The 19,857-nt window shown below is 69.0% G+C and carries 17 protein-coding genes; 12 read left to right on the top strand and 5 right to left on the bottom strand.

All coding sequences use genetic code 11. The features are described from left to right. Window positions 1-4 precede the first annotated feature (4 nt). Window positions 5-475, bottom strand: coding sequence for an isoprenylcysteine carboxylmethyltransferase family protein (locus AB0E69_RS01775; protein WP_360137895.1), 471 nt, complete (start codon window positions 473-475; stop codon window positions 5-7). A gap of 61 nt (window positions 476-536) precedes the next feature. Between AB0E69_RS01775 and AB0E69_RS01770 the strand changes: the two genes are divergently transcribed. From AB0E69_RS01770 to AB0E69_RS01760, 3 genes are all read left to right on the top strand, one after another. Beyond that, on the top strand, window positions 537-1,073 hold the full coding sequence (locus AB0E69_RS01770) for a hypothetical protein (protein WP_360137892.1): 537 nt from the start codon (window positions 537-539) through the stop codon (window positions 1,071-1,073). Window positions 1,074-1,157: 84 nt separating this feature from the next. After that, window positions 1,158-3,377, top strand: a complete 2,220-nt coding sequence (locus AB0E69_RS01765) for a glycoside hydrolase domain-containing protein (RefSeq protein WP_360137889.1) — start codon at window positions 1,158-1,160, stop codon at window positions 3,375-3,377. After that, window positions 3,374-4,684, top strand: a complete 1,311-nt coding sequence (locus AB0E69_RS01760) for a glycosyltransferase family 4 protein (protein ID WP_360137886.1) — start codon at window positions 3,374-3,376, stop codon at window positions 4,682-4,684. Before AB0E69_RS01765 ends, AB0E69_RS01760 begins: the two co-directional genes overlap by 4 nt. A 49-nt stretch (window positions 4,685-4,733) precedes the next feature. Here AB0E69_RS01760 and AB0E69_RS01755 read toward each other — a convergent pair whose 3' ends face one another. Beyond that, a complete protein-coding gene (locus AB0E69_RS01755; protein ID WP_360137883.1) occupies window positions 4,734-5,705 on the bottom strand; it encodes an alpha/beta hydrolase in 972 nt (323 codons plus the stop codon). Window positions 5,706-5,828: 123 nt separating this feature from the next. On the opposite strand from AB0E69_RS01755, the gene AB0E69_RS01750 reads away from it, so the two are divergent. The 5 genes from AB0E69_RS01750 to AB0E69_RS01730 all read left to right on the top strand — a co-directional run bounded on the left by AB0E69_RS01750 (window position 5,829) and on the right by AB0E69_RS01730 (window position 11,043). Next, window positions 5,829-6,278 carry a MarR family transcriptional regulator gene (locus tag AB0E69_RS01750; RefSeq protein WP_360137880.1) on the top strand — a complete coding sequence of 150 codons (450 nt, stop codon included), beginning with the start codon at window positions 5,829-5,831 and terminating at the stop codon, window positions 6,276-6,278. Next, on the top strand, window positions 6,275-7,492 hold the full coding sequence (locus tag AB0E69_RS01745) for an MFS transporter (RefSeq protein WP_360137877.1): 1,218 nt from the start codon (window positions 6,275-6,277) through the stop codon (window positions 7,490-7,492). The genes AB0E69_RS01750 and AB0E69_RS01745 overlap by 4 nt, the downstream gene beginning before the upstream one ends. Window positions 7,493-7,553: 61 nt before the next feature. Continuing rightward, on the top strand, window positions 7,554-9,962 hold the full coding sequence (locus AB0E69_RS01740; RefSeq protein ID WP_360137874.1) for a GH116 family glycosyl-hydrolase: 2,409 nt from the start codon (window positions 7,554-7,556) through the stop codon (window positions 9,960-9,962). Between the two features lie 30 nt (window positions 9,963-9,992). Then, a complete protein-coding gene (locus AB0E69_RS01735; protein WP_360137871.1) occupies window positions 9,993-10,538 on the top strand; it encodes a TetR/AcrR family transcriptional regulator in 546 nt (181 codons plus the stop codon). Between the two features lie 7 nt (window positions 10,539-10,545). Further along, entirely contained in the window at window positions 10,546-11,043 is a 498-nt protein-coding gene (locus AB0E69_RS01730) for a DUF2867 domain-containing protein (protein WP_360137868.1), read from the top strand. Here the strand turns inward: AB0E69_RS01730 and AB0E69_RS01725 are convergent. Beyond that, window positions 11,000-12,811: an ABC transporter permease gene (locus AB0E69_RS01725; RefSeq protein ID WP_360137865.1), complete on the bottom strand. Its 1,812-nt coding sequence runs from the start codon at window positions 12,809-12,811 to the stop codon at window positions 11,000-11,002. The two genes, AB0E69_RS01730 and AB0E69_RS01725, sit on opposite strands and share 44 nt — an antisense overlap. An 84-nt stretch (window positions 12,812-12,895) precedes the next feature. Next, entirely contained in the window at window positions 12,896-13,450 is a 555-nt protein-coding gene (locus AB0E69_RS01720; protein ID WP_360137862.1) for a TetR family transcriptional regulator, read from the bottom strand. A gap of 100 nt (window positions 13,451-13,550) precedes the next feature. Here AB0E69_RS01720 and AB0E69_RS01715 point away from each other — a divergent pair, with 100 nt between their 5' ends. Then, window positions 13,551-16,046, top strand: coding sequence for a bifunctional FO biosynthesis protein CofGH (locus AB0E69_RS01715; protein ID WP_360140357.1), 2,496 nt, complete (start codon window positions 13,551-13,553; stop codon window positions 16,044-16,046). On the opposite strand, the gene AB0E69_RS01710 is transcribed toward AB0E69_RS01715, so the two are convergent. Next, the gene (locus AB0E69_RS01710; protein ID WP_360137859.1) at window positions 16,043-16,354 is read right to left on the bottom strand and encodes a hypothetical protein; all 312 of its coding nucleotides are present in this window, start codon (window positions 16,352-16,354) and stop codon (window positions 16,043-16,045) included. The two genes, AB0E69_RS01715 and AB0E69_RS01710, sit on opposite strands and share 4 nt — an antisense overlap. Window positions 16,355-16,501: 147 nt before the next feature. Here AB0E69_RS01710 and AB0E69_RS01705 point away from each other — a divergent pair, with 147 nt between their 5' ends. From AB0E69_RS01705 to AB0E69_RS01695, 3 genes are all read left to right on the top strand, one after another. Then, window positions 16,502-18,478 carry a histidine kinase gene (locus AB0E69_RS01705; RefSeq protein WP_360137856.1) on the top strand — a complete coding sequence of 659 codons (1,977 nt, stop codon included), beginning with the start codon at window positions 16,502-16,504 and terminating at the stop codon, window positions 18,476-18,478. Next, window positions 18,466-19,104 carry a response regulator transcription factor gene (locus tag AB0E69_RS01700; RefSeq protein ID WP_360137853.1) on the top strand — a complete coding sequence of 213 codons (639 nt, stop codon included), beginning with the start codon at window positions 18,466-18,468 and terminating at the stop codon, window positions 19,102-19,104. Before AB0E69_RS01705 ends, AB0E69_RS01700 begins: the two co-directional genes overlap by 13 nt. A 529-nt stretch (window positions 19,105-19,633) precedes the next feature. Beyond that, window positions 19,634-19,849, top strand: coding sequence for a hypothetical protein (locus tag AB0E69_RS01695; protein ID WP_360137850.1), 216 nt, complete (start codon window positions 19,634-19,636; stop codon window positions 19,847-19,849). Window positions 19,850-19,857 lie beyond the last annotated feature (8 nt).

Raw genomic sequence — 19,857 nt, 5'->3', positions numbered from 1 at the left:
CATCTCAGGGTCGGCGCAGCCGTACACGGGGGATCCACGCGGGCACTTTCCTGCGGTAGTCCTCGTACTGCGTGCCGTACGTCTCGAGCAGTACCGGCTCCTCGTAGCCCTTCACGAACGCGGCCATCACGGCCCACGCGATCACGCCGTACACGAGAACGGCCAGGCTGAGGAAGAGCAGTGCCTGGCCGAGGATTGCGGTCACGACGCCGACGTACATCGGGTTGCGGACGAAGCGGTAGTCGCCGCCGATGACCAGTTCTTCCGTGGGCGCGATCGGCGCCGGTGTCCCCCGACCTTCGCGGACGAAGCGGATGAAGGCTCGCAGTACGACGAACGCGCCGGCGGCCACGATCAGGAAGGCCGGCCAGAAGTGGGGGGACGACCAGCCGGAGAGCCACCAGGGGATCAGGCCGCCGACCACGCACGGCGCCGCGAAGAAGAAGAGCGTGCTGCCGAGGACCGACTTGACCATGGTTGTGCCTTAGAATGTATGCAGAGCCTCTGACCGCAGTGCGGGTCGGAGGCTTTTGTGTATGACGTTCCTCTACAAGGCCGCCGGTGTCATCCGCGGCGACGAGATCCTGCCTCTCAACGAGCTGCGAGTGCGGTACCCCGACATCTACCAGCACGAGGTCGCGAAGTACTCCGCGCGTCCGGAAACTGTGGACAACCCGGTGCACAGGCTCGGCTGCCGGTGGGGCGATGTCGTGTTCCTGTCGACTGTGCACCCGGCACCGATCTTCGCCGCGCTGCGGGAGTCCGGCCGGATCGGCTCCGCCACCATCGACTACTGGACGCTCGACGCCGACCTGCTCGACCCCGCCAGGACCTGCATCCTGCTCAAACGCCACGACCCCGAGCACCGCCCGCAGCCTCCGGAAGACTTCATCCCCTACTCCCCCGAAGCCGTGGCCGCGTTGAGCACCCCGTCGGAGCGGGCGTTGCAACGACTGCGGAGCCTCAACGCCACCGAGCCGCTCTTCCCGTGGGCCGACATTCCCCACGTCCTGCACCGCGGCCCGATCCCGGTCGCTCTCTTTCGCAGCGCGTCGGTGAACAATCGGTCGTAACCTGCGTGTCTTCGGTGGTTACGTGGCTGAAACATGCGCTTCTTACGTTGAGGGTCCATGACAGCCGGGTGAGGCGGTGAGCCGATGTACGAGCACGTCGACCCGTTCATCGGGACCGGTGCCACCGACCTGCCGATGCCCAAGGGCCTGGCGGCGACGTGGTGGTGGCCCAAGCCGCAGGCCGGCAACACCCACCCGGGCGCCATGCACCCGTTCGGGATGGTGTCGGCCTGCCCGTACTCCGGCGCCTACCCGACCGGCTACGGGCTGTACGACTTCAACACCGAGGGCGTGCCCGGCCAGTTGTACGACCGCCCGGTCGCCTCCGGCTTCACCCACTTCCAGCAGTCCGGCACCGGCGCGATCCGCAAGTACTACAACTACTTCCGGGTCACACCGATGCTCGGCCCGCTCGATGACCTGGGCACCACGTGGGACCTGCTGGACGAGGTCGCCGAGCCTGGCTACTACGCGGCAACGCTGAGCTCAGGGGTGCACTGCGAGCTGACGGTCGGTCCCAAGTCGGCCGTCCACCGGTACACCTTCCCGGCGCATGACGCCGCCCGGATCGTCATCGACGCCTCGACCGGCGGCCTGGCCATCCCGCACAGTCGGACCGTGCCGCTGAAGGCGCACCTGGCGATCCTGGAGCCTGGGGTGGCTCAAGGGGAGATCCACGTCGAGGGGGTGCCGCTGGCCGTGCACCTGGAGGTCGACGCCCCCGGCTGGCGGCAGCTGCTGTGGTACGACCGGCGCCTGATGCCTGGCGGCACCCGCCTCGACTTCGACTACATCCGGCCGACCACGCTGCGGCCGTTCGGGCTGATGTTCATGGGCCCCTCGCGGGCCGAGCAGACCGTCGAGGTGCGACTCGGGTTCTCCCTGCGTGGATGCGAGAAGGCCCGCGACAACCTGCACCAGGACGTCGGCCGCACCCAGGCCACCTTCGCCGGGCGGCGCGACCGCACGGCGGACGGCTGGCGCGACCACCTCGGCAAGGTCGAGATCGAGACCGAGTCCGAGGACCAGGCAACCGTCTTCGGCACCGCGCTCTACCACTCGCTGGTCAAGCCGTGCTTCGCCCCGGACGAGAGCCCGTCGTGGACGACCGAGGGCCCGTACGCGTTCGACATCTGCACCATGTGGGACATCTACCGCACCCAGCTGCCGCTGATGACCACACTGTTCCCGGAGCGTTCCGTGGCGCTGGCCGGCGCACTGCTGTCGATCTGCGAGCAGGAGGGCAACCTGCCGATCGGCTACCGGATGGCTAAGGGCGCGGACCGGTTCTCCCGGCAAGGCAGCGCCCTCGCGCACACGTTCTTCGCCGACCTGTGCCAGCTGGACCTGCCGGGTGTCGACTGGGACTGGGCCATGGTGCACCTGGAGATGGACCTGCGCCGGACGTACGGGGAGGACTACCTCGTGAACGGCATAGCGCACCCGATCAGCCACACCCTCGACCTGGCGTACGCCTACCACTGCACCGCCGCGATCGCCCACAAGGTACGCGACCGGCCGCTGGCCCAGCAGATGCGCGACCTCGCCCAAGGCTGGCAGGCGGCGTACGACCCGAGCACCGGCCTGCTGCGCGACTCGACGTTCTACGAGGGCGGCCGATGGAACTACTCGTTCCGGCTGCTGCACGACATGCGGGCCAGGATCGCCCTCGCCGGTGGCGATCAGGCGTTCGTCGGTCTGCTCGACCGCTTCTTCGGGTACGACGCCGCGCCGGTCACCCAGCCGGGAGTGGCACCGAGCGTGGCGGAGATGAACGCCGGGTACGGCCTGTGCCGGTTCGAGGGACTGAACAACGAACCCGACTACGAGGCGCCGTGGTCCTATCACTACGCGGGGCGGCCGGACCGAACCGCCGAGGTGGTGCATGCCGCGGTCACCAACCAGTTCGGGACCGGACGCGGCGGCCTGCCGGGCAACGACGACTCCGGCGGGCTGTCCGCGTGGTACGTGTGGGCGACGCTCGGGCTGTTCCCGGTGGCCGGGCAGAACCTGTTCCTGGTGAACGCGCCGGCCGTGGCTGCGTCCACGACCCAGCTGCCGCAGGGCGAGCTGTCGATCACCACCACCGGATTCGAGCCGGCCGAGGCCGGCGGACCGGTCTCCTACGTCCAATCTGTCGCGGTCGACGGCAAGAGACTCGAACGCCCCTGGATCTCCGGCCGGGAGCTGCGGCACATCCGCAACCTGCACATCGAGCTCGGCCGGCAACCCTCCGCCTGGGGCACCCGGATCAGGCCACCATCTACATCCGACCCGCTGCACGCCGCTGGAGGTGAAGCATGACCATCGCCGACGACATGCTCGTCCCGTCCGCACCCACCCGCCGCCTGGTCATCGTCGTCCGCGCCGACCCGGTGATCTGCGGGCATTCCGGCGAGGCACGATGCCTCGCGGAAGTGGCGCTCACCCGCGGGTTCGACGACGTACGGATCGTCACCTGGCCGCTGAACGCACTGGAGGCGGCGGGGCTCCCGTTGAAACCCCTCGACGGCGTGCTCCCCTACAGCCCCGGCATCACCGTGGAGCGGCCCGATCCGGTCGGCGACTATCGCGTCCCGGACGGGCGCTACCTGTCCGGGCTCATCGGGCGGCTGATCGAGCTGTTCAGCGACGGCGTACCGACGGTGGCGATGTCGCTGTACCTGAGCCCGCACGCGATCGCCGTACAGGAGGCCGTCCAGGTGGCGCGCCGGATCGGGCCCGCACGGGTCGTCACGATCGCCGAAGCGGTCGGCTCCGACATCACCAACGTCGTCCGCGAATGCGTCAACACCGGCCGGTTCGGGGCGGCCGCGCACATCCTGTCGGTCTACCTGGCGGCCGACCACTGCGTGGCGGTATCGGAGTACACCCGGGAGCTGATCGTGGCCTCGGCGGCGACCCTCGACGGTATGCACGGCACGACGTTCGCGCAGCAGTGCCGTGACCGGATCGCCATCTCCTACCCGGCGGTTGACTCGCGGTCCTACCTGACTCTCACCGACGACACGATCGCCGAAACCCTCACCCGCCGCGGCCTCTCCCGCGACGGCTACGTCCTCTTCCTCTCCCGCATCGCCTCGGCTAAAGGCATCGACGACCTCATCGACGCGTACGCCGGCTCCCGCTCGGCCGAACGCGTACAGCTCGTCCTGGCCGGTCGCGGACCGCAGGAAGCCGAAGTCATAGCGCGCGTGGCGGCAGCAGGTCTGGGGAGCCGCGTGCACGTGCTGACCGACGTCGACGACGCCGAAAAGCCGGCCCTGATGGCGGGCAGCGCCGCCTTCGTCCTGCCAACTCGCGAGCAGCCGGAGTTCGTCGAGACCTTCGGCATCGCCCTGGTCGAGAAGGCCCTGGCCGGCGGCGGCCCGATCATCACCTGCGCAACCGGCGGCGTCCCCGAAGCGGTCGGTGACACCGCCCAGCTGGTCCCCCAGCACGACCCAGCCACCCTGCGGAGGGTCCTCGACGAGGTCGTCTGCGACTGGACCCCGGAGCAGCGCGCTACCGCCGAACAACGCGCCCGGGCCTACGCCCTCCAGTTCGACCGAGCGCAGGTCTTCGACCGCCTCTTCGCTCGTACCGAACCCACCGCCGTCCCCGTCGCCTGACCCCGCCGGACCCCGCCCGGGAGCTCCGGGCGGGGTCTCGATCGTGGTGCTAGCCCAGGAAGGCTGTCAGCTCCGAGATCACTGCCTGGGGGTTCTCCTCCGCGAGGAAGTGGCCCGTGCCGGGGACCTTGTGGACCCGCACATCGGTGCCCTGGCCGGCCCACACGGTCTTCATGAAGTCGTAGCTGAACTCCGAGGCGAGGCCGAGGAACGGTGCGGTGATGCGGTCGTACGTCGTGAAGTCGACCACGTCCTGGTGGAACGCCTGGTACCACGCGTTGCCGGCCCGGATCGCCTCCGGACGGGAGTACGCGTGGGCGTAGATCCGCCGGGACAACTCGTCGATGGTCGAGGGGTCGGGCGGGAACGCATCCATGAAGTAGTCGACCAGGTACCGTGAGCGTCCCGTGATCAACTGCTCCGGCAAGCCCTGCACCTGGTTGAACGCGAACCACCAGAGGCTGAACCCCTGCCCTGGCTTGACCAGCAGCCGCTGCTCGTAGAGCGACGGGTCCGGGTGGCCGACATCCATCAGGACGAGCTTCCGCGTCGCTGCCCGGTGGTTGACCGCGAAGCTGTGCGCGACCATCGCGCCGATGTCGTGGCCGGCGATGTTCACCGAGTCGTACCCCAAGTGCCGAACGAGGTTGTGGACGTCACCCGCCATCGTCTTCTTGTCGTACCCGTCGGCCGGTTTGTCCGAGCCCCCCATCCCGCGCAGATCGACCGCGATCACCGTGTACCGCTTCGCCAGCGCCGGCAGAATCTTGTGAAACTCCCACCACGTCTGCGGCCACCCCGGCAGCAACACCAGCGGCTCCCCGCGCCCACCGATCACATAGTGCTGCCCCTGCGCGTACTGGCTCCGCAGCCCCAACGACCGCGCCAGAGCCGCATCCGACGGCACCCCGGCACCCGCCGTACTCTCGCTCGCCGAGGCCGGCGTCCCCACAGCCCCCGTCGTCGCCACAGCAGCCGCCCCGGCGCCCAGCGCCAGCAGCCGCCTCCGATTCAAATCCATCGCCCAGCCCCTTTCCGGCCGCACCGCGGTTCAGCACGGCCCCCACCGGGCCGACGCTAGCTCCCACTCGGCTCATCGACCGCTCGCCTGGATATGCATAGCATTCCTATGTATATTGGTGACGTGACAACAGCTACTGACCTGACCCGGCTCGGCGAGGACGTGGTGGTCGCTTCGACGCGGCTGTCGCGGCTCGCGACCCGGAACGTGAACGCCCTCCCGCACGCCGCGATGCGCGTGCTCGGGCGCGTCGACGAGCTCGGCCAGGCGCGGATCAGCGAGCTGGCCAAGGCCGACCGGTGCTCGCAGCCGACCATGTCCAACCTGGTGCAGCGCCTGCAGGACCAGGGCCTGGTGATCCGGTCCCAAGACCCGGCCGACTCCCGCGCGAGCCTGATCAGCCTCAGCGACGCCGGTCTGGCGGAGCTGCGCAGCGCCCGGCGGCAGGCCGGCCAGGCGCTGGCCGCCCACCTGAGCCAGCTGTCGACCGCCGAGGTCAGCACCCTCGAGTCCGCGGTCACCGTCATCCGGAAACTTCTCACCCTCGAACCTTTGGAGGCCACACCCCGGTGAGCAGCACGTCCTCGTTCCTGAAGCAACCCAAGTCCGTCTGGGCGGTCGCATTCGCCTGCGTGATCGCGTTCATGGGCATCGGCCTGGTGGACCCGATCCTCAAGCCGATCGCCGAGCAGCTGCACGCGAGCCCGTCCCAGGTCTCGCTGCTGTTCACCAGCTACATGGCGGTCATCGGTGTGGCGATGCTGATCACCGGCGCGGTCTCCAGCCGGATCGGCGCCAAGCGCACGCTGCTGATCGGCCTCGCGGTCATCGTCGTGTTCAGCGCGCTGGCGGGGTTGTCGAACAGCATCGGCATGATCGTCGCGTTCCGGGCCGGCTGGGGTCTGGGCAACGCGCTCTTCATCGCGACCGCGCTGGCCACGATCGTGAACTCCGCCTCGGGATCGGTGGCCGAGGCGATCATCCTCTACGAGGCCGCCCTGGGTGTCGGGATCGCGGCCGGCCCGCTGGTCGGCGGAGAGCTCGGCACGATCTCGTGGCGCGGCCCGTTCTTCGGCGTCGCCGTACTGATGACGATCGCGCTCGGTGCGACCGCGTTCCTGCTCCCGGCGTCGCCGCCGGAGAACCGCCGTACGTCGATCGTCGAGCCGTTGAAGGCGCTGCGGCACCGGTCGCTGGCGACGGTCGCGGTGACCGCGCTGCTCTACAACTTCGGGTTCTTCACGCTGCTCGCGTTCACGCCGTTCCCGCTGGCCATGACCGCGCGGCAGATCGGGCTGATCTTCTTCGGCTGGGGTCTCGCGCTGGCGATCACCTCGGTGTTCGTCGCGCCGCGGCTGCAGAAGTGGTTCGGCACGCTGCCGGTCGTGATGACGTCGCTGCTGCTGTTCGGCATCGACCTCGCGGTGATGGGCGTGTACGCCGACCACAAGGCGGTGCTCGCGATCGGTGTCGTCGTGGCCGGGTTGTTCCTCGGTATCAACAACACGCTGATCACCGAGGCCGTGATGGGCGCGGCGCCGGTCGAGCGCAGTACGGCGTCGGCGGCGTACTCCTTCGTCCGCTTCTCCGGCGGTGCGGTCGCGCCGTGGCTGGCCGGCAAGCTGGGCGAGGAGATCAACGTGCACGTCCCGTTCTACGTCGGGGCCGGGGCTGTGCTGCTGGCGGTCGGCGTACTCGCCACTGGCTGGAAGCCGTTGGCGCACCTCCGCGTCCCCGCGAACCACTCCGAGATCGAGGCCGAGGCCGTCACGGTCGGCGACGCCTGATCCCAGTGGTCTAGCGGAATTCAGTTCTACGGACGGGTCAGCGCGCTTAGGGTCGGTCGGTATGACGATCTCGCCCTGGCCCGTCCTGCGCACGTACACCGGTCGCAACCTCCGCCGCCTGGCCCTCCCGCTCGGCGGTATCGGCACCGGGACGGTCAGTCTCGGTGGGCGCGGGAATCTCCGCGACTGGGAGATCGTCAACCGCCCGGCCAAGGGCTTCCATCCTGGTACGGCGTTCTTCGCGATCCGTACCGAGTCCGCGTCCGGGGAGGTGGTCGCCCGGGCCGTCGAGGGCCCACTGGACCTCGTCGACTACGAAGGCGCTCACGGCAGCCCCGCCCAGAATCACGGACTCCCCCGCTTCCGAGAAGCCTCCTTCGCGACCGCTTACCCGTTCGGGCGCCTCTCGCTCGCCGACCCCGACGTACCGGTCAGCGTCGCGCTGGAAGCTTTCAATCCCTTCGTTCCCACTGATGTCGAGGCCAGCTCCTGGCCGGTCGCGGTCCTTCGGTTTGCGGTCACGAACACCACGTCTGAGCCGCTGACTGTCTCCCTGGCGGGCGCCCTGCAGAACTTCATCGGCCGGGACGGAACGACAGACGTTGCTGCGGGCAACTACAACGAGGAGCGGGAGGGCGGGGTCTTCCTGCACACCCGCGGCGTGGACCCCGCGGTTGAAACGTTTGGATCCATCGCCCTCGCCGTACTCGACGGCCAGGACGTCAGCCTTCGGACCGGGTGGGCGGAACGGACCTGGGGTGACAGCCTGCTCGACTTCTGGGACGACTTCACCGCGGACGGTCGGCTCGACGAGCGGTCCAGCGAGTCGGCGACCCCGGTCGCCTCGGTGGCGGATCGCCGTACTGTCGCCGCCGGCGCGACCGAGCAGTTCACCTTCCTGCTCGGCTGGCACTTCCCGAACCGTCGCGCCTGGGAGAAGCCGGACGTCGTCGGCAACCACTACACGACGCTGTTCACCGACGCGTGGGACGTGGTCACCCGCTTTGCCCCACGGCTCGACGAGCTGGAACGCCGTACCGTTGCCTTTGTCAACGACTTCCTCTCCGGCGACTTGCCGGAGGTTGTGAAGGAGGCGGCCCTCTTCAACCTCAGCACGCTCCGGACGCAGACGTTCTTCCGCACGCCGGACGGGCGGTTCTTCGGCTGGGAGGGATGTTCGGACCGCGTCGGCAGCTGCTTCGGGAGCTGCACGCATGTGTGGAACTACGAGCAGGCGACGCCGTTCCTGTTCGGGGAGATCGCGCGGTCGTTGCGGGAAGTCGAGTTCGCGCACGCGACCGACGAGCAGGGGCTGATGAGCTTCCGGGTCGGGTTGCCGTTGGAGACGAGCGCGCAGGACTGGCGCGTCGCGGCGGCGGATGGGCAGCTCGGGTCGCTGGTGAAGCTGTACCGGGAGTGGCGCTTGAGTGGGGACGACGAGTTCCTGCGGTCGCTGTGGCCGGCGGCTCGGCGGGCCCTCGAGTTCTGCTGGATCCCCGGCGGGTGGGACGCGGACCGCGACGGCGTGATGGAGGGCTGCCAGCACAACACGATGGACGTCGAGTACTACGGTCCGAACCCGCAGATGCAGTCGTGGTATCTGGCCGCGCTGCGCGCCTGCGCAGAGATGGCGTCGTACGTCGGTGACTCGGACCTGGCGGACGACTGCCGGAAGCTGTTCGAGCACGGCAGCGCGTGGATGGACGCGGAGCTGTTCAACGGCTCGTACTACCGCCACGAGATCCGCCCGCCGGTCTCGGCCGATGACGTCGCTCCCGGCCTGCGCGAGACGATGGGCGCGGCCGACCCGACGCACCCGGTGCTGCAGCTCGGTGACGGCTGTTTGATCGACCAACTGGTCGGCCAGCACCTCGCCCGCGTGACCCACCTCGGCCCGCTGCTGGCTCAGGAACACGTGGTGACGACCCTCCGCAGCATCCTGAGGCACAACGGTCTGTCCGGCTTCTCCGGTCACTTCAACCACATGCGCAGCTACGTGCTCGGCGACGAGTCGGCCGTACTCATGTGCAGCTATCCCCGCGGCAACCGCCCCGAACGCCCGTTCCCGTACTTCACCGAGGTCATGACCGGCTTCGAACACATCCTCGCCATCGGCCTCATCGCCGAAGGACTTGTGGACGAGGGCCTCCAGGTCATCACCAACATCCGCGCCCGGTACGACGGCGAGCGCCGGAATCCGTACGACGAAGCCGAATGCGGCCACCACTACGCCCGCGCCATGGCCAGCTGGGGCGCCGTCACGACGCTCACCGGCTTCCACTACGAGGCCCACAAGGCGACCATGCACTTCGCTCCGCTCCAGCCCACGCCCAACCCGATCTTCTGGTCGACGGGCAACGCCTTCGGCACCTACGACCCCAGCACCCAAACCCTCACCGTCCGCGAAGGCACCGTTTCCTTGACCACTCTCACTTTCAACGGCGAGGAAGTCCCCTTCCACGTTGCTTGACCATACCAAACGGTATGGTATGTTTTCGGCATGGTGACGCGGGTGGAGTGGCTCGAGGCGGGGATGGAGTTGCTGACGCACGAGGGCGCGCCGGCGATCACCATCGAGCGGTTGACGGACCAGCTGGGGGTGACGAAGGGGTCGTACTACCACCACTTCGGGAGTGCCGCCGGATTCAAGACCGCGATGCTCGAGTACTTCGAGGCGCAGTTCACCGGGAGCTTGATCGAGGCGGTGGAGCGTAAGCCCGAGGTCGAGCCGGGGAAGAAGCTGGCGCATCTCCTCCGGCTCGTGATGTCGGATCCGGACAACGCCGCGCTGGAGCGGGCGGTCCGGGCCTGGGCGCTGCAGGACCCCGAGGTGCGCGCGACGCAGGAGCGGGTGGACAAGGCACGAACGGCGTACCTGACCGAGCTCTGCCGGGGGATCAAACCCGACGTGGACCCGGACCGGTTCGCCCAGCTGCTGTACCTGATCTTGATCGGCGCGGAGCAGATCCTGCCGCCGATCGCCCGGACCGACGTGCAGGAGATCTACACGATGACCCTGCAGCTCATTGGTCGCACCATCGACTAGGAGGATCATGCCGACGAATCTGCATGAGCTCGACGACCTGGTGCCGGTCGTCGACGAGATCGATGTCAAGACGGCGCACGGCGCCGTCAGCCTCAGGGAGTTCGCGGCGGGAGCGCTCGGCCACAGCCCGCTCTGGATGAAAGGCCTCTTCGCCGTCCGGATGGCCCTTGCAGTCGCGCTCCGGCTCGACACCGCGAAGGTGCCGGACCTCCGCCGGATCACCCCCGAGACGCTCAGCTTCACCCCGGGCGATCGCGCCAGCTTCTTCACCGTCGTCCGCGGCGAGGAGGACCGGTACCTGCTCCTCAAGATCGCCGACAACCATCTGATGGCCTACCTCGCGATCATCACCGACAACGAACGCCCGGCCACCTTCAAGGTCGCGACCCTGGTCCAGTACCTCCGCCCGGCCGGCCGGCTCTACTTCAACCTGATCCGCCCGTTCCACCACGTCGTACTGCTCAGCATGTGCCGAGCCGGCGTGACGTCGCGCGACGAGCAGTGAGCGCGGCTGCGGCCCCGACCACCACCAACGCGGCCGCGAAGATCAACCCGAGCAACCGCCACGGCACCGCCAGCGCAGCTATCCCGTAAGGACCAGCCGCTACCCCAGCCAACGCGGCCGCCGCGACCACCGCACCCAGCAGTACGCCGACCACGACCACGGTCGCGGACTCCACCAGAGCGACCACCACCACCTGCCCGCGGGTCAGCCCAGCCATCCGCGCCAACGTGAACTCCTGCCGTCGGTCCGCCGTCGACATCACGACCGCGTTGACGACAGCCACTGCCGTGAAGATGCCCGCCAGACCCATCAAGGCGGCGAACAAACCAGAGTTCGAACGCTGCTGCGCGGCACCCCGAGCCTCCGCCCAGTCCGCAACCGGCATCCCCGCGACCGAAGCTCCCGGCGCGACCTTCACCAACGTCTCGGTCCGGCCACCGGCCGGCAGCAGACTCCGCGGAATGAAGAAGTCCTCGCTCACGTCCAGCGTCTCCGGCATGATCGCCACCACTTTCACCACGACCGATCGATTGCCAAGGGCAATCTTCACCGACGACCCCAACCGGTAGCCCTCCGCCGCCATCCCCGGACCGATCACGATCGATCGACCAACCAGCCGATCGAGTGATCCCTTCCGCGGCCGCAACCGGTGCGTCGCCTGGTAAGCGACAGGATCGATCCCGATCGCTTCCGAGTACACCGTGCTCTTCCCCCGCGTCACCGCGATCGGTACGGCGGTCTGCACCGAGGCCACCCGCAGTCCGCCACCCGGCGCGACCGCATGATCGATCACCACGTCCGCCGTGATCAATCGCTCCTGTTCGACCCCGACCGCTTTCGCCAGCGACCCGAACGTCCCCCACAACCCGACCACGAGCCCCACCAGAACGATCAACGGCGCCGCCGTCGCCGCGCTCCGCCGTACAGCGTGCAACACGCCCGCTCGCGCCAGGTCCGCGATCAGGTTGCCGCGGACAACCATCGCCGGCAGCCGGCCCACGAGCGGTACGACGACCGGCGACAGCTGGCTCAATGCCACTGATCCACTGGTCATCACGACCAGCCCGATCATCAAGCCCGCGACCAGATCACGCGCCGCCTGCGCCGCCACCACCAGGACCAACGTCCCGCCGGCCGCCGACAGGCCCCAGCACCATCGCCACCCGGTCATCACCTGCCGCGCGGCGCGTCCCTCGACCACTGCCTCCAACGCATTCACCCGCGACACCCGCCAAGCGGCCGCGAGCACCCCGGTCAGCGCGGTCCCCACCCCAACACCCATGGCGACCCACAGGGCTCCCTGCTCCCATGGCGCCTCGAACCAGGCCGGCAGCATCCCCAGCCGCTGCAACAACCACGACTGAGCCCAGGTAGCAACCACACCCAGCGGTATCCCGACCACACTGCCGAGCAAACCGAGCAGGCCGGCCTCAGTGATCACCATCAAGCACAGGTAGCCCCGCTGCGCCCCCACCAGCCGCAGCAGCCCAAACTCCCGACGCCGCTGCACCACCATGAACCCGAACGTCGTACTGACGATGAAGACGCTCAGGAACATCGCCAGCATCACCGACATCCCCAGCAGCGTGGCGGCACCGACGTACCCCTCCCGCACTTGCGCCCGCTGGTACGCCGACAACCCGGCCGGCAGCACCGGCCGGTCCGTAGCCGCCAGCAACTGCAGCCCGGACTGCACGAGGCCCACTCCGAGCGCCACGGCGACCACGGTCCCCGCGAACAACTGCCAACGAGTCCGTAGCGCACCCACCGATAACCTCAGCACCCCACCAGCCAACAGGCCTTGACGGCAGACGGCCGTGGCCTGCGCACCCGACCCGAGGTAGAGCAGGCGCTACCTGAGCACCTCGAGCAGCGCCGCCAGGTCGGCCCGGTCCACCTCGCGCGCACCGATCAGTGCCTGCATCAACAGACCGTCCAACGCCGCCACCAGCAGTCGCGCCTTGCGCGGGTCCGCGGTGAACGCCCGAGCGATCTCGGTTAGCGGCTCCAGCCAAGCCCGCGCCACCTCGCGCAGTTCTGGTCGGCGAGCGGCGTACAGGTAGAGCTCGTAGAGCGCCAACGTCCGGCCGCGCCGCCGTACGACGCTGTGCTCGACCAGCCGCGCCAGCTCGTCAGCCGGCTGCGCACCCAGCTCGCTCGCCCAGCCGTCCAGTTCGGCCGCGAGGTCTTCGGCCACCCAGGTCAGCGCCGCGACCAGCAGGTCGTCGAGTGTCGGGAAGTGATAGGTGATCGACGCCACGGAGACATCGGCCGCCGCAGCCACCGCGCGATGGCTCACACCTGCGACTCCGTCGCGTTCGATCACGGCCAGCGTGGCGTGCAGCAGCTGGTCCCGGCGCTGCTCACCGCGCTGACGGCGCCCGTCCACTACCCTCCTGACCTGCACGAACGGCAAACTATCAGGACGTCTGTACGGATTGTTTTTGGTCCCCGGAATCGCGGGATCGGCCCGCCGGAGCGACTTAGGCTCGGATCCCGTGGCAGACATGAGTACGGCGATGCGCCGGGCACTGAAGCGGGCCGACGACGGCAAGACTCTCGACCCGGTCGAGGCGGAGGTGCTGCTCAGCGCGAGCGGCGACGCACTAACCGCCCTGATGGCGACTGCGGCCCGCGTGCGCGATCAGGGCCTGGCCGACGCCGGCCGCGATGGCATCGTGACGTACTCGAAGAAGGTCTTCATCCCGCTCACCCGGCTCTGCCGCGACCGGTGCCACTACTGCACGTTCGCCACCACGCCGGGCCGGGTGCACGCGCCGTACCTCTCGCCCGACGAGGTGCTGGAGATCGCGCGGCAGGGCGCGGCGCTCGGCTGCAAGGAGGCGCTGTTCACGCTCGGCGACGCACCGGAGGATCGGTGGGAGGCGGCGCGGACGTGGCTGGAGGAGGCCGGCTACGACAGCACGCTCGACTATGTGCGAGCGATGGCGATCCGGGTGCTCGAGGAGACGGGTCTGCTGCCGCACCTGAACCCCGGCGTGATGTCGTGGCAGGACCTGCAGCGGCTGAAGCCGGTCGCGCCGAGCATGGGGATGATGCTCGAGACCACCTCGCGGCGGCTGTTCGAGGAGAAGGGACAGCCGCACTTCGGGTCGCCGGACAAGGACCCGGCGGTCCGGCTGCGGGTGCTGGAGGACGCGGGCCGGTCGAACGTGCCGTTCACGACCGGGCTGCTGATCGGGATCGGCGAGACGCTCGAGGAGCGGGCCGACTCGATCTTCGCGCTGCGGCGGGTAGCCCGGCAGTACAACGGGATCCAGGAAGTGATCATCCAGGGGTTCCGGGTGAAGCCCGACACTGCGATGCGCAACGACGCCGACGTACCGCTGGACGAGTGGCTGGCCGCGATCGCGGTGACGCGAGTCGTGCTCGGTCCGCGGGTCCGGGTGCAGGCGCCGCCGAACCTGGTCGACCTGGCCGAGTGCCGGATGCTGCTCGACGCGGGCGTGGACGACTTCGGCGGGGTGTCGCCGCTGACACCGGACCACGTGAACCCGGAGCGGCCGTGGCCACAGATCGACGACCTGGCGAAGGTCACCGCCGACGCGGGGTTCGTCCTGCGCGAGCGGCTGACGGCGCATCCGGAGTACCTGCGTGAGCCTTGGCTCGACCCGCGGCTGATCTCGCACGTCGAAGCTCTTGTCGATCCGGCCACTGGGTTGGCCAACGAGAGCGCGCTGCCGGCCGGTCTGCCGTGGCAGGAGCCCGACGGCGGTTGGGACAGCGTCGGCCGTACCGACCTGCACACCGCGATCGACACCGAGGGCCGACGTACCGAAACCCGCTCCGACTTCGACGCCGCCTACGGCGACTGGGACGTACTGCGGGAACAGGTCGCCGGCCGGACCGCACCAGAACGCATCGAAGGTGATGTGAAGGCTGCCTTGGCGGCCGCGGAGCGTGATCCGGCGGGGCTGTCGGACGCCGAGGCGCTCACGCTGATGACGGTGACCGGCCCGGCGCTGGACGAACTCGCCCGGATCGCCGATGAGTTGCGGAAGGCAACAGTTGGCGACGACGTCACGTACGTGGTGAACCGGAACATCAACTTCACCAACGTCTGCTACACCGGCTGCCGGTTCTGCGCGTTTGCCCAGCGCCGGACCGACGCCGACGCATACTCGCTCTCGATGGACGAGGTCGGCCAGCGCGCCGAGGAGGCCTGGGTCATCGGCGCGACCGAGGTCTGCATGCAGGGCGGCATCCACCCCGACCTGCCGGGTACGGCGTACGCCGATCTCGTCCGCGCGGTGAAGGACCGGGTTCCGGAGATGCACGTGCACGCGTACTCGCCGATGGAGATCGTGAACGGCTCGGTCCGCACCGGGCTGTCGATCGAGGAGTTCCTGATCTCGGTGAAGGAGGCCGGGCTGGACAGCATCCCGGGCACCGCGGCCGAGATCCTCGACGACGACGTGCGCTGGATCCTCACCAAGGGCAAGTTGCCGACGGCAAGCTGGATCGAGGTGATCTCGACCGCGCACAAGGTCGGGCTGCCGTCGAGCTCGACGATGATGTACGGCCACGTCGACGCGCCGCACCACTGGGTGCAGCACCTGCGGACGATCGCGGCGGTCCAGGACCGGACCGGCGGCTTCACCGAGTTCGTGCTGCTGCCGTTCATCCACCAGAACTCGCCGATCTACCTCGCGGGCGTGGCCCGGCCGGGTCCGACGTACGACGAGAACCGCGCGGTGCACGCGATGGCGCGGATCATGCTGCACGGGCGGATCGACAACATCCAGTGCTCGTGGGTGAAGCTCGGTGTCGACGGCTGCGTTGCGGTCCTGAACGGCGGCGTCAACGACATCGGCGGCACGCTGATGGAGGAGACCATCAGCCGGATGGCCGGGTCGAAGCACGGCTCGCGCAAGTCGATCGGCGAGCTGACGGCGATGGCCACGGCGGCCGGACGGCCGGCCCGGCAGCGCACCACGACGTACGGCGAGGTGCCGGTCCGGCCGTCGCTCGAGCTGGCCTAACGGGCCGGGTCAAGGTCGACCGCTTTCGCGTTGCTGCGGCGCTTGGTGGCCAGCCGGTGGCCGAGCGCCACCAGGAGGTTCCCGACCACGTAGATGCCGGCGGTGACGGCGAAGTAGCCGAACGGAAGCTTGTCCGGATCGGCCGGGAACGCCTGGTGGCTGTCGCCGACCCAGGCGCGGATCAGGTACAGCGTCTGGAACGTGAAGCAGTAGGCGTAGATCGCGATGTAGGCGACATGCGCGGCGAGCCGGTTCCGCAGGAAGAATCCGAGCGGAAACGCGAACAGGACGGTGGCGATGGCGATCATGGGAACCCCCCCCCCTGAAGGTTGGTCCTCTCACCATCGGCCCGACCAGGCCGCGACCACATCGTGGCTGCCCCCGGACCCGATCGTTGCCGGCCACTACGTGCTGCCACGCGTGCACTTCCAGCCCCGGCGGCCCATCATGAGTTTGTGTCCCGGCCTGGGCGTTTGGTTGCGGCTGCGACGGTGGTGTTCGTCGCGGCGTCGGTGGTGCGCGCCGTGCTTGCCTACGGGTCGGCGTCGGTCGGGACATCCCTCGACTGGCCGGTCACGACCGCGGCACTTCTGCCTGCTCTGCTGCTGAGCTGGCTGGTGGCTCGACGGGCGCCGGGCAGCCCGATCGGGCCCGCACTGAGCCTGACCGCGACCATGCCCGCGATCGTGTTCACCGTGGAGGACTGGGGCACGTCGGACCGGTCGACTCACCCCTGGCCGGCCGCACACGCTCTAGCGTTGGTGACGGATGCCGTTTGGCCGTGGCTCTTCCTCGGCTTCGTCACCCTGGTCCTCCTGTTTCCCGACGGCCTACTGCCAGGCGGTCGCTGGCGCTGGACCTGGGCCGGCATGCCGGTGGCCGCAGCATTGGTCACCTTCGCCATCGCACTGGAGGACGCCGCCCAGCGACGGCGCGATTCGCTTCAAGCGGATCCGAGCGGGTCTGCCCGCGGACAACTGGGCCAGGCTGCGGATCCGCTGGGATGGCCGGAGTCCGTCCGTACCGTGCTGGTCGTGGTTGCGTTTGCTGTGTTCATGGGCGTGCTGGTGACCGCGGCCTCCAGCCTGGTCGTCCGGTATCGGCGTGGCGGGCAGGTGGTCCGGCTGCAGCTGCGCTGGCTGATGGCGGCGGCTCTCGCCGTACCGGTCCTGCTGGCCGCCAGCTGGCTCGCGACCGCGCTCGGTGCGCCAGGCGAGCTGGCCTACACCTGGTTCCTGGTCGCCATGTTGTTCCTGGTGCCTGGGGCCATCGCGGTGGCGATCCTCCGGCACGACCTCTTCGACATCGACCGCCTGCTCGGCACCACGCTCAGCTGGGTCGTGACGACGCTGATCTCCGCCGGCGTCTTCGCCGCCGTAGTCGTCGTCATCGGCAACTTCCTCCCTGATCGGGTCGGCGTCACCACCGCCGCCTTCGTCACTGCCCTCGCGCTCCTCCCGCTCTACCACTGGATCCACCGCGCCGTCGCCCGAGTGATCGATCGCGACCGCACAGTCGCACTTGCCCGAATCCGCGCGTTCGTTCGCGAGGTCCGCGACGGCGAGGCCGAGCCCGAGCAGATCGAGGCGGTCCTCCGCGACGCGCTCGACGACCCCGCTCTGCGGGTCCTGCTCCGCCGCCCGGGCACGGAGCTCGCAGTTCCGGAACGCGCAATCCCCTTGCACAGCGGCGATTCCGTCGCCGGAGCCCTGATTCTGGGTACGACGTCCGCCCGCCGGCTGCGACGGGCCCGGGAGGCCGTCGTCGAGGCCCGGCTTCCGATCGAGGTCAGCCGCCTGCGCCTCGAGCTGCGCGAGGCTCTCGACGAGGTCCGGGCCAGCCGCGCCCGCTTGATGGACGAGGTGAACGCCGAACGCCAGCGACTCGAACGTGATCTGCATGACGGCGCGCAACAGCAGCTGATCGCGATCGGCATGCGATTGCGGTCGGTCCAGTACCAGCTCGCGCCGGGCGTCCCGGCGTACGAGGAGATCGAGGAGCTGATCGAGACCCTCGCGAACACGGTCGGCGAACTGCGGCGGATCGCGCACGGCGTACGGCCCAGCCGGCTCGACGACGGCCTGGCTGTCGCGCTGCGGCGCCTGGTCGCGGACAGCACGCTTCCGGTCGATCTCGTCGTACCCGAGCTCGAGGTCGGCGAGAGTGCGGCAACGGCGATCTACTTCACTGTCGGCGAGGCGATCGCGAACGCGTTGAAGCACGCGGGTGCGTCCCGGATCTCCATCTCGGTCGAGGTGGTCGACGGCGTCTTGCGCGCGGTCGTGCGCGACGACGGCGTGGGCGGCGCGCGCGAAGGCTTCGGACTGACCTCGTTGCGGGACCGGGTCGCGTCGGTGGGTGGCGACTTCCGGCTGGAGAGTCCGCCGGGGATGGGGACCGCGATCAGGGTGGAGATCCCGTGCGCGTCGTGATCGGTGAGGACTCTGCCTTGTTCCGCGAAGGTCTCAGCCGGCTGCTGACCGAGAACGGTCACGACGTCGTCGGGTCGGCCGGCGACGCGGAGGAACTGGTCCGGGCGGTCCGAGCGCTCGACCCGGACCTGACGATCATCGACGCCCGGATGCCGCCGACCATGACCGACGACGGAGCGCAGGCCGCTGTCCTGCTCCGTGCCGAGGCGCCCGACCGGCCGATCCTGATGCTGTCGCAACACGTCGAGACGCGGCACGTGGTCGGTCTGGTCGGAACCGGTGCCTTCGGCTACCTCCTGAAGGACCGCGTACTGCGCGTCGACGACTTCCTCGACGCCATGGGCCGAGTCGCGGGCGGTGGGTCGGCGCTGGATCCGGCGATCGTGGCGGCACTCGTCACGCCGACGCGGGCGGATCAGCCGCTGGCTGCCTTGTCGGCCCGTGAACGCGAGGTGCTGGCGCTGGTCGCCGAAGGACTGTCGAACAGTGCGATCGCCGGACGGCTGGTGCTCGCCGAGCGGACGGTCGAGACGCACATGCGCAACATCTTCCAGAAACTGCGGATCGACGACACCCCGGACAGCCACCGGCGGGTGCTCGCGGTCCTCACGCAGTTGACCGGGTGAGTCCAAGGCTGGTTCCCGGTTGAGTCCCAGTTGGTGTCCGGTCCCCAGCAGCACCGGACACCAACCAGGGAAAGAAACGCCGGCCGTACCGGGCGTCGGTCGCCACCTCACTGGCGACCGGCTGCCCTTGCGGTACGGCCGGCGTCCTGCTGTTGCCCCGAGAGGGCAGTGGCCCGAAGGAGGGCGGGCCCGAGTCTCATTCCGAGACCGGCAGGGGAGGTACAGTCCGGTCGCGGACGGGAGCCTGCGGGAACCACCTGGACCCGATGCCGGCGACCCGTCCGTCGCCGACAACTGAACGTTGTCACGCGGCCACGAACCCCGGGAATCCCCCGGATCAAACATTTGCATTGCCTTTGAACAAGCTAACGCTGAGTACATCTCATCTTACTCTGAGTACATTTGTTGCCTGACACAACAACCAGTCAGGTGCTGGGGAACCACCTATGACCCGCTCCCGTCACACCTGATCGATTGACCCCGACCGATGCTTCAGTTGGTCAGCCAGCTACTACGGACAGGAGTGACCATGGCCGACAAGAGCCTCCGGCCCCACGAGGTCGAGCACGGCGCCACCACGCACAAGAGCGGCAGCAAAGCATTCCTGAGCAAGGAGCAGCTCAAGGCCGAGCAGGCCGCTCTCGACGGCCTGACCACGTTGGTCCCGGCGCCTCCGACGGACACTCCGCAGGCCACCAAGGCAGAGGTGTCGAAGTCGATCGAGGAACGCCTGCAGGGCCTGTGATCCCGGCA

The sequence above is a fragment of the Kribbella sp. NPDC026611 genome (assembly GCF_040638345.1).
Lineage (GTDB): Bacteria > Actinomycetota > Actinomycetes > Propionibacteriales > Kribbellaceae > Kribbella.
Note: the sequence above shows the minus strand (reverse complement) of the source record. Positions and strands in the feature narration are given on the sequence as shown.

Coding starts and splice junctions, on each gene's coding strand:
- AB0E69_RS01775 (WP_360137895.1), bottom strand. CDS start 475: ATGGTCAAGTCGGTCCTCGGCAGCACGCTCTTCTTCTTCGCGGCGCCG.
- AB0E69_RS01755 (WP_360137883.1), bottom strand. CDS start 5,705: ATGGATTTGAATCGGAGGCGGCTGCTGGCGCTGGGCGCCGGGGCGGCT.
- AB0E69_RS01770 (WP_360137892.1), top strand. CDS start 537: ATGACGTTCCTCTACAAGGCCGCCGGTGTCATCCGCGGCGACGAGATC.
- AB0E69_RS01715 (WP_360140357.1), top strand. CDS start 13,551: ATGAGTACGGCGATGCGCCGGGCACTGAAGCGGGCCGACGACGGCAAG.
- AB0E69_RS01740 (WP_360137874.1), top strand. CDS start 7,554: ATGACGATCTCGCCCTGGCCCGTCCTGCGCACGTACACCGGTCGCAAC.
- AB0E69_RS01760 (WP_360137886.1), top strand. CDS start 3,374: ATGACCATCGCCGACGACATGCTCGTCCCGTCCGCACCCACCCGCCGC.
- AB0E69_RS01730 (WP_360137868.1), top strand. CDS start 10,546: ATGCCGACGAATCTGCATGAGCTCGACGACCTGGTGCCGGTCGTCGAC.
- AB0E69_RS01695 (WP_360137850.1), top strand. CDS start 19,634: ATGGCCGACAAGAGCCTCCGGCCCCACGAGGTCGAGCACGGCGCCACC.
- AB0E69_RS01765 (WP_360137889.1), top strand. CDS start 1,158: ATGTACGAGCACGTCGACCCGTTCATCGGGACCGGTGCCACCGACCTG.
- AB0E69_RS01710 (WP_360137859.1), bottom strand. CDS start 16,354: ATGATCGCCATCGCCACCGTCCTGTTCGCGTTTCCGCTCGGATTCTTC.
- AB0E69_RS01735 (WP_360137871.1), top strand. CDS start 9,993: ATGGTGACGCGGGTGGAGTGGCTCGAGGCGGGGATGGAGTTGCTGACG.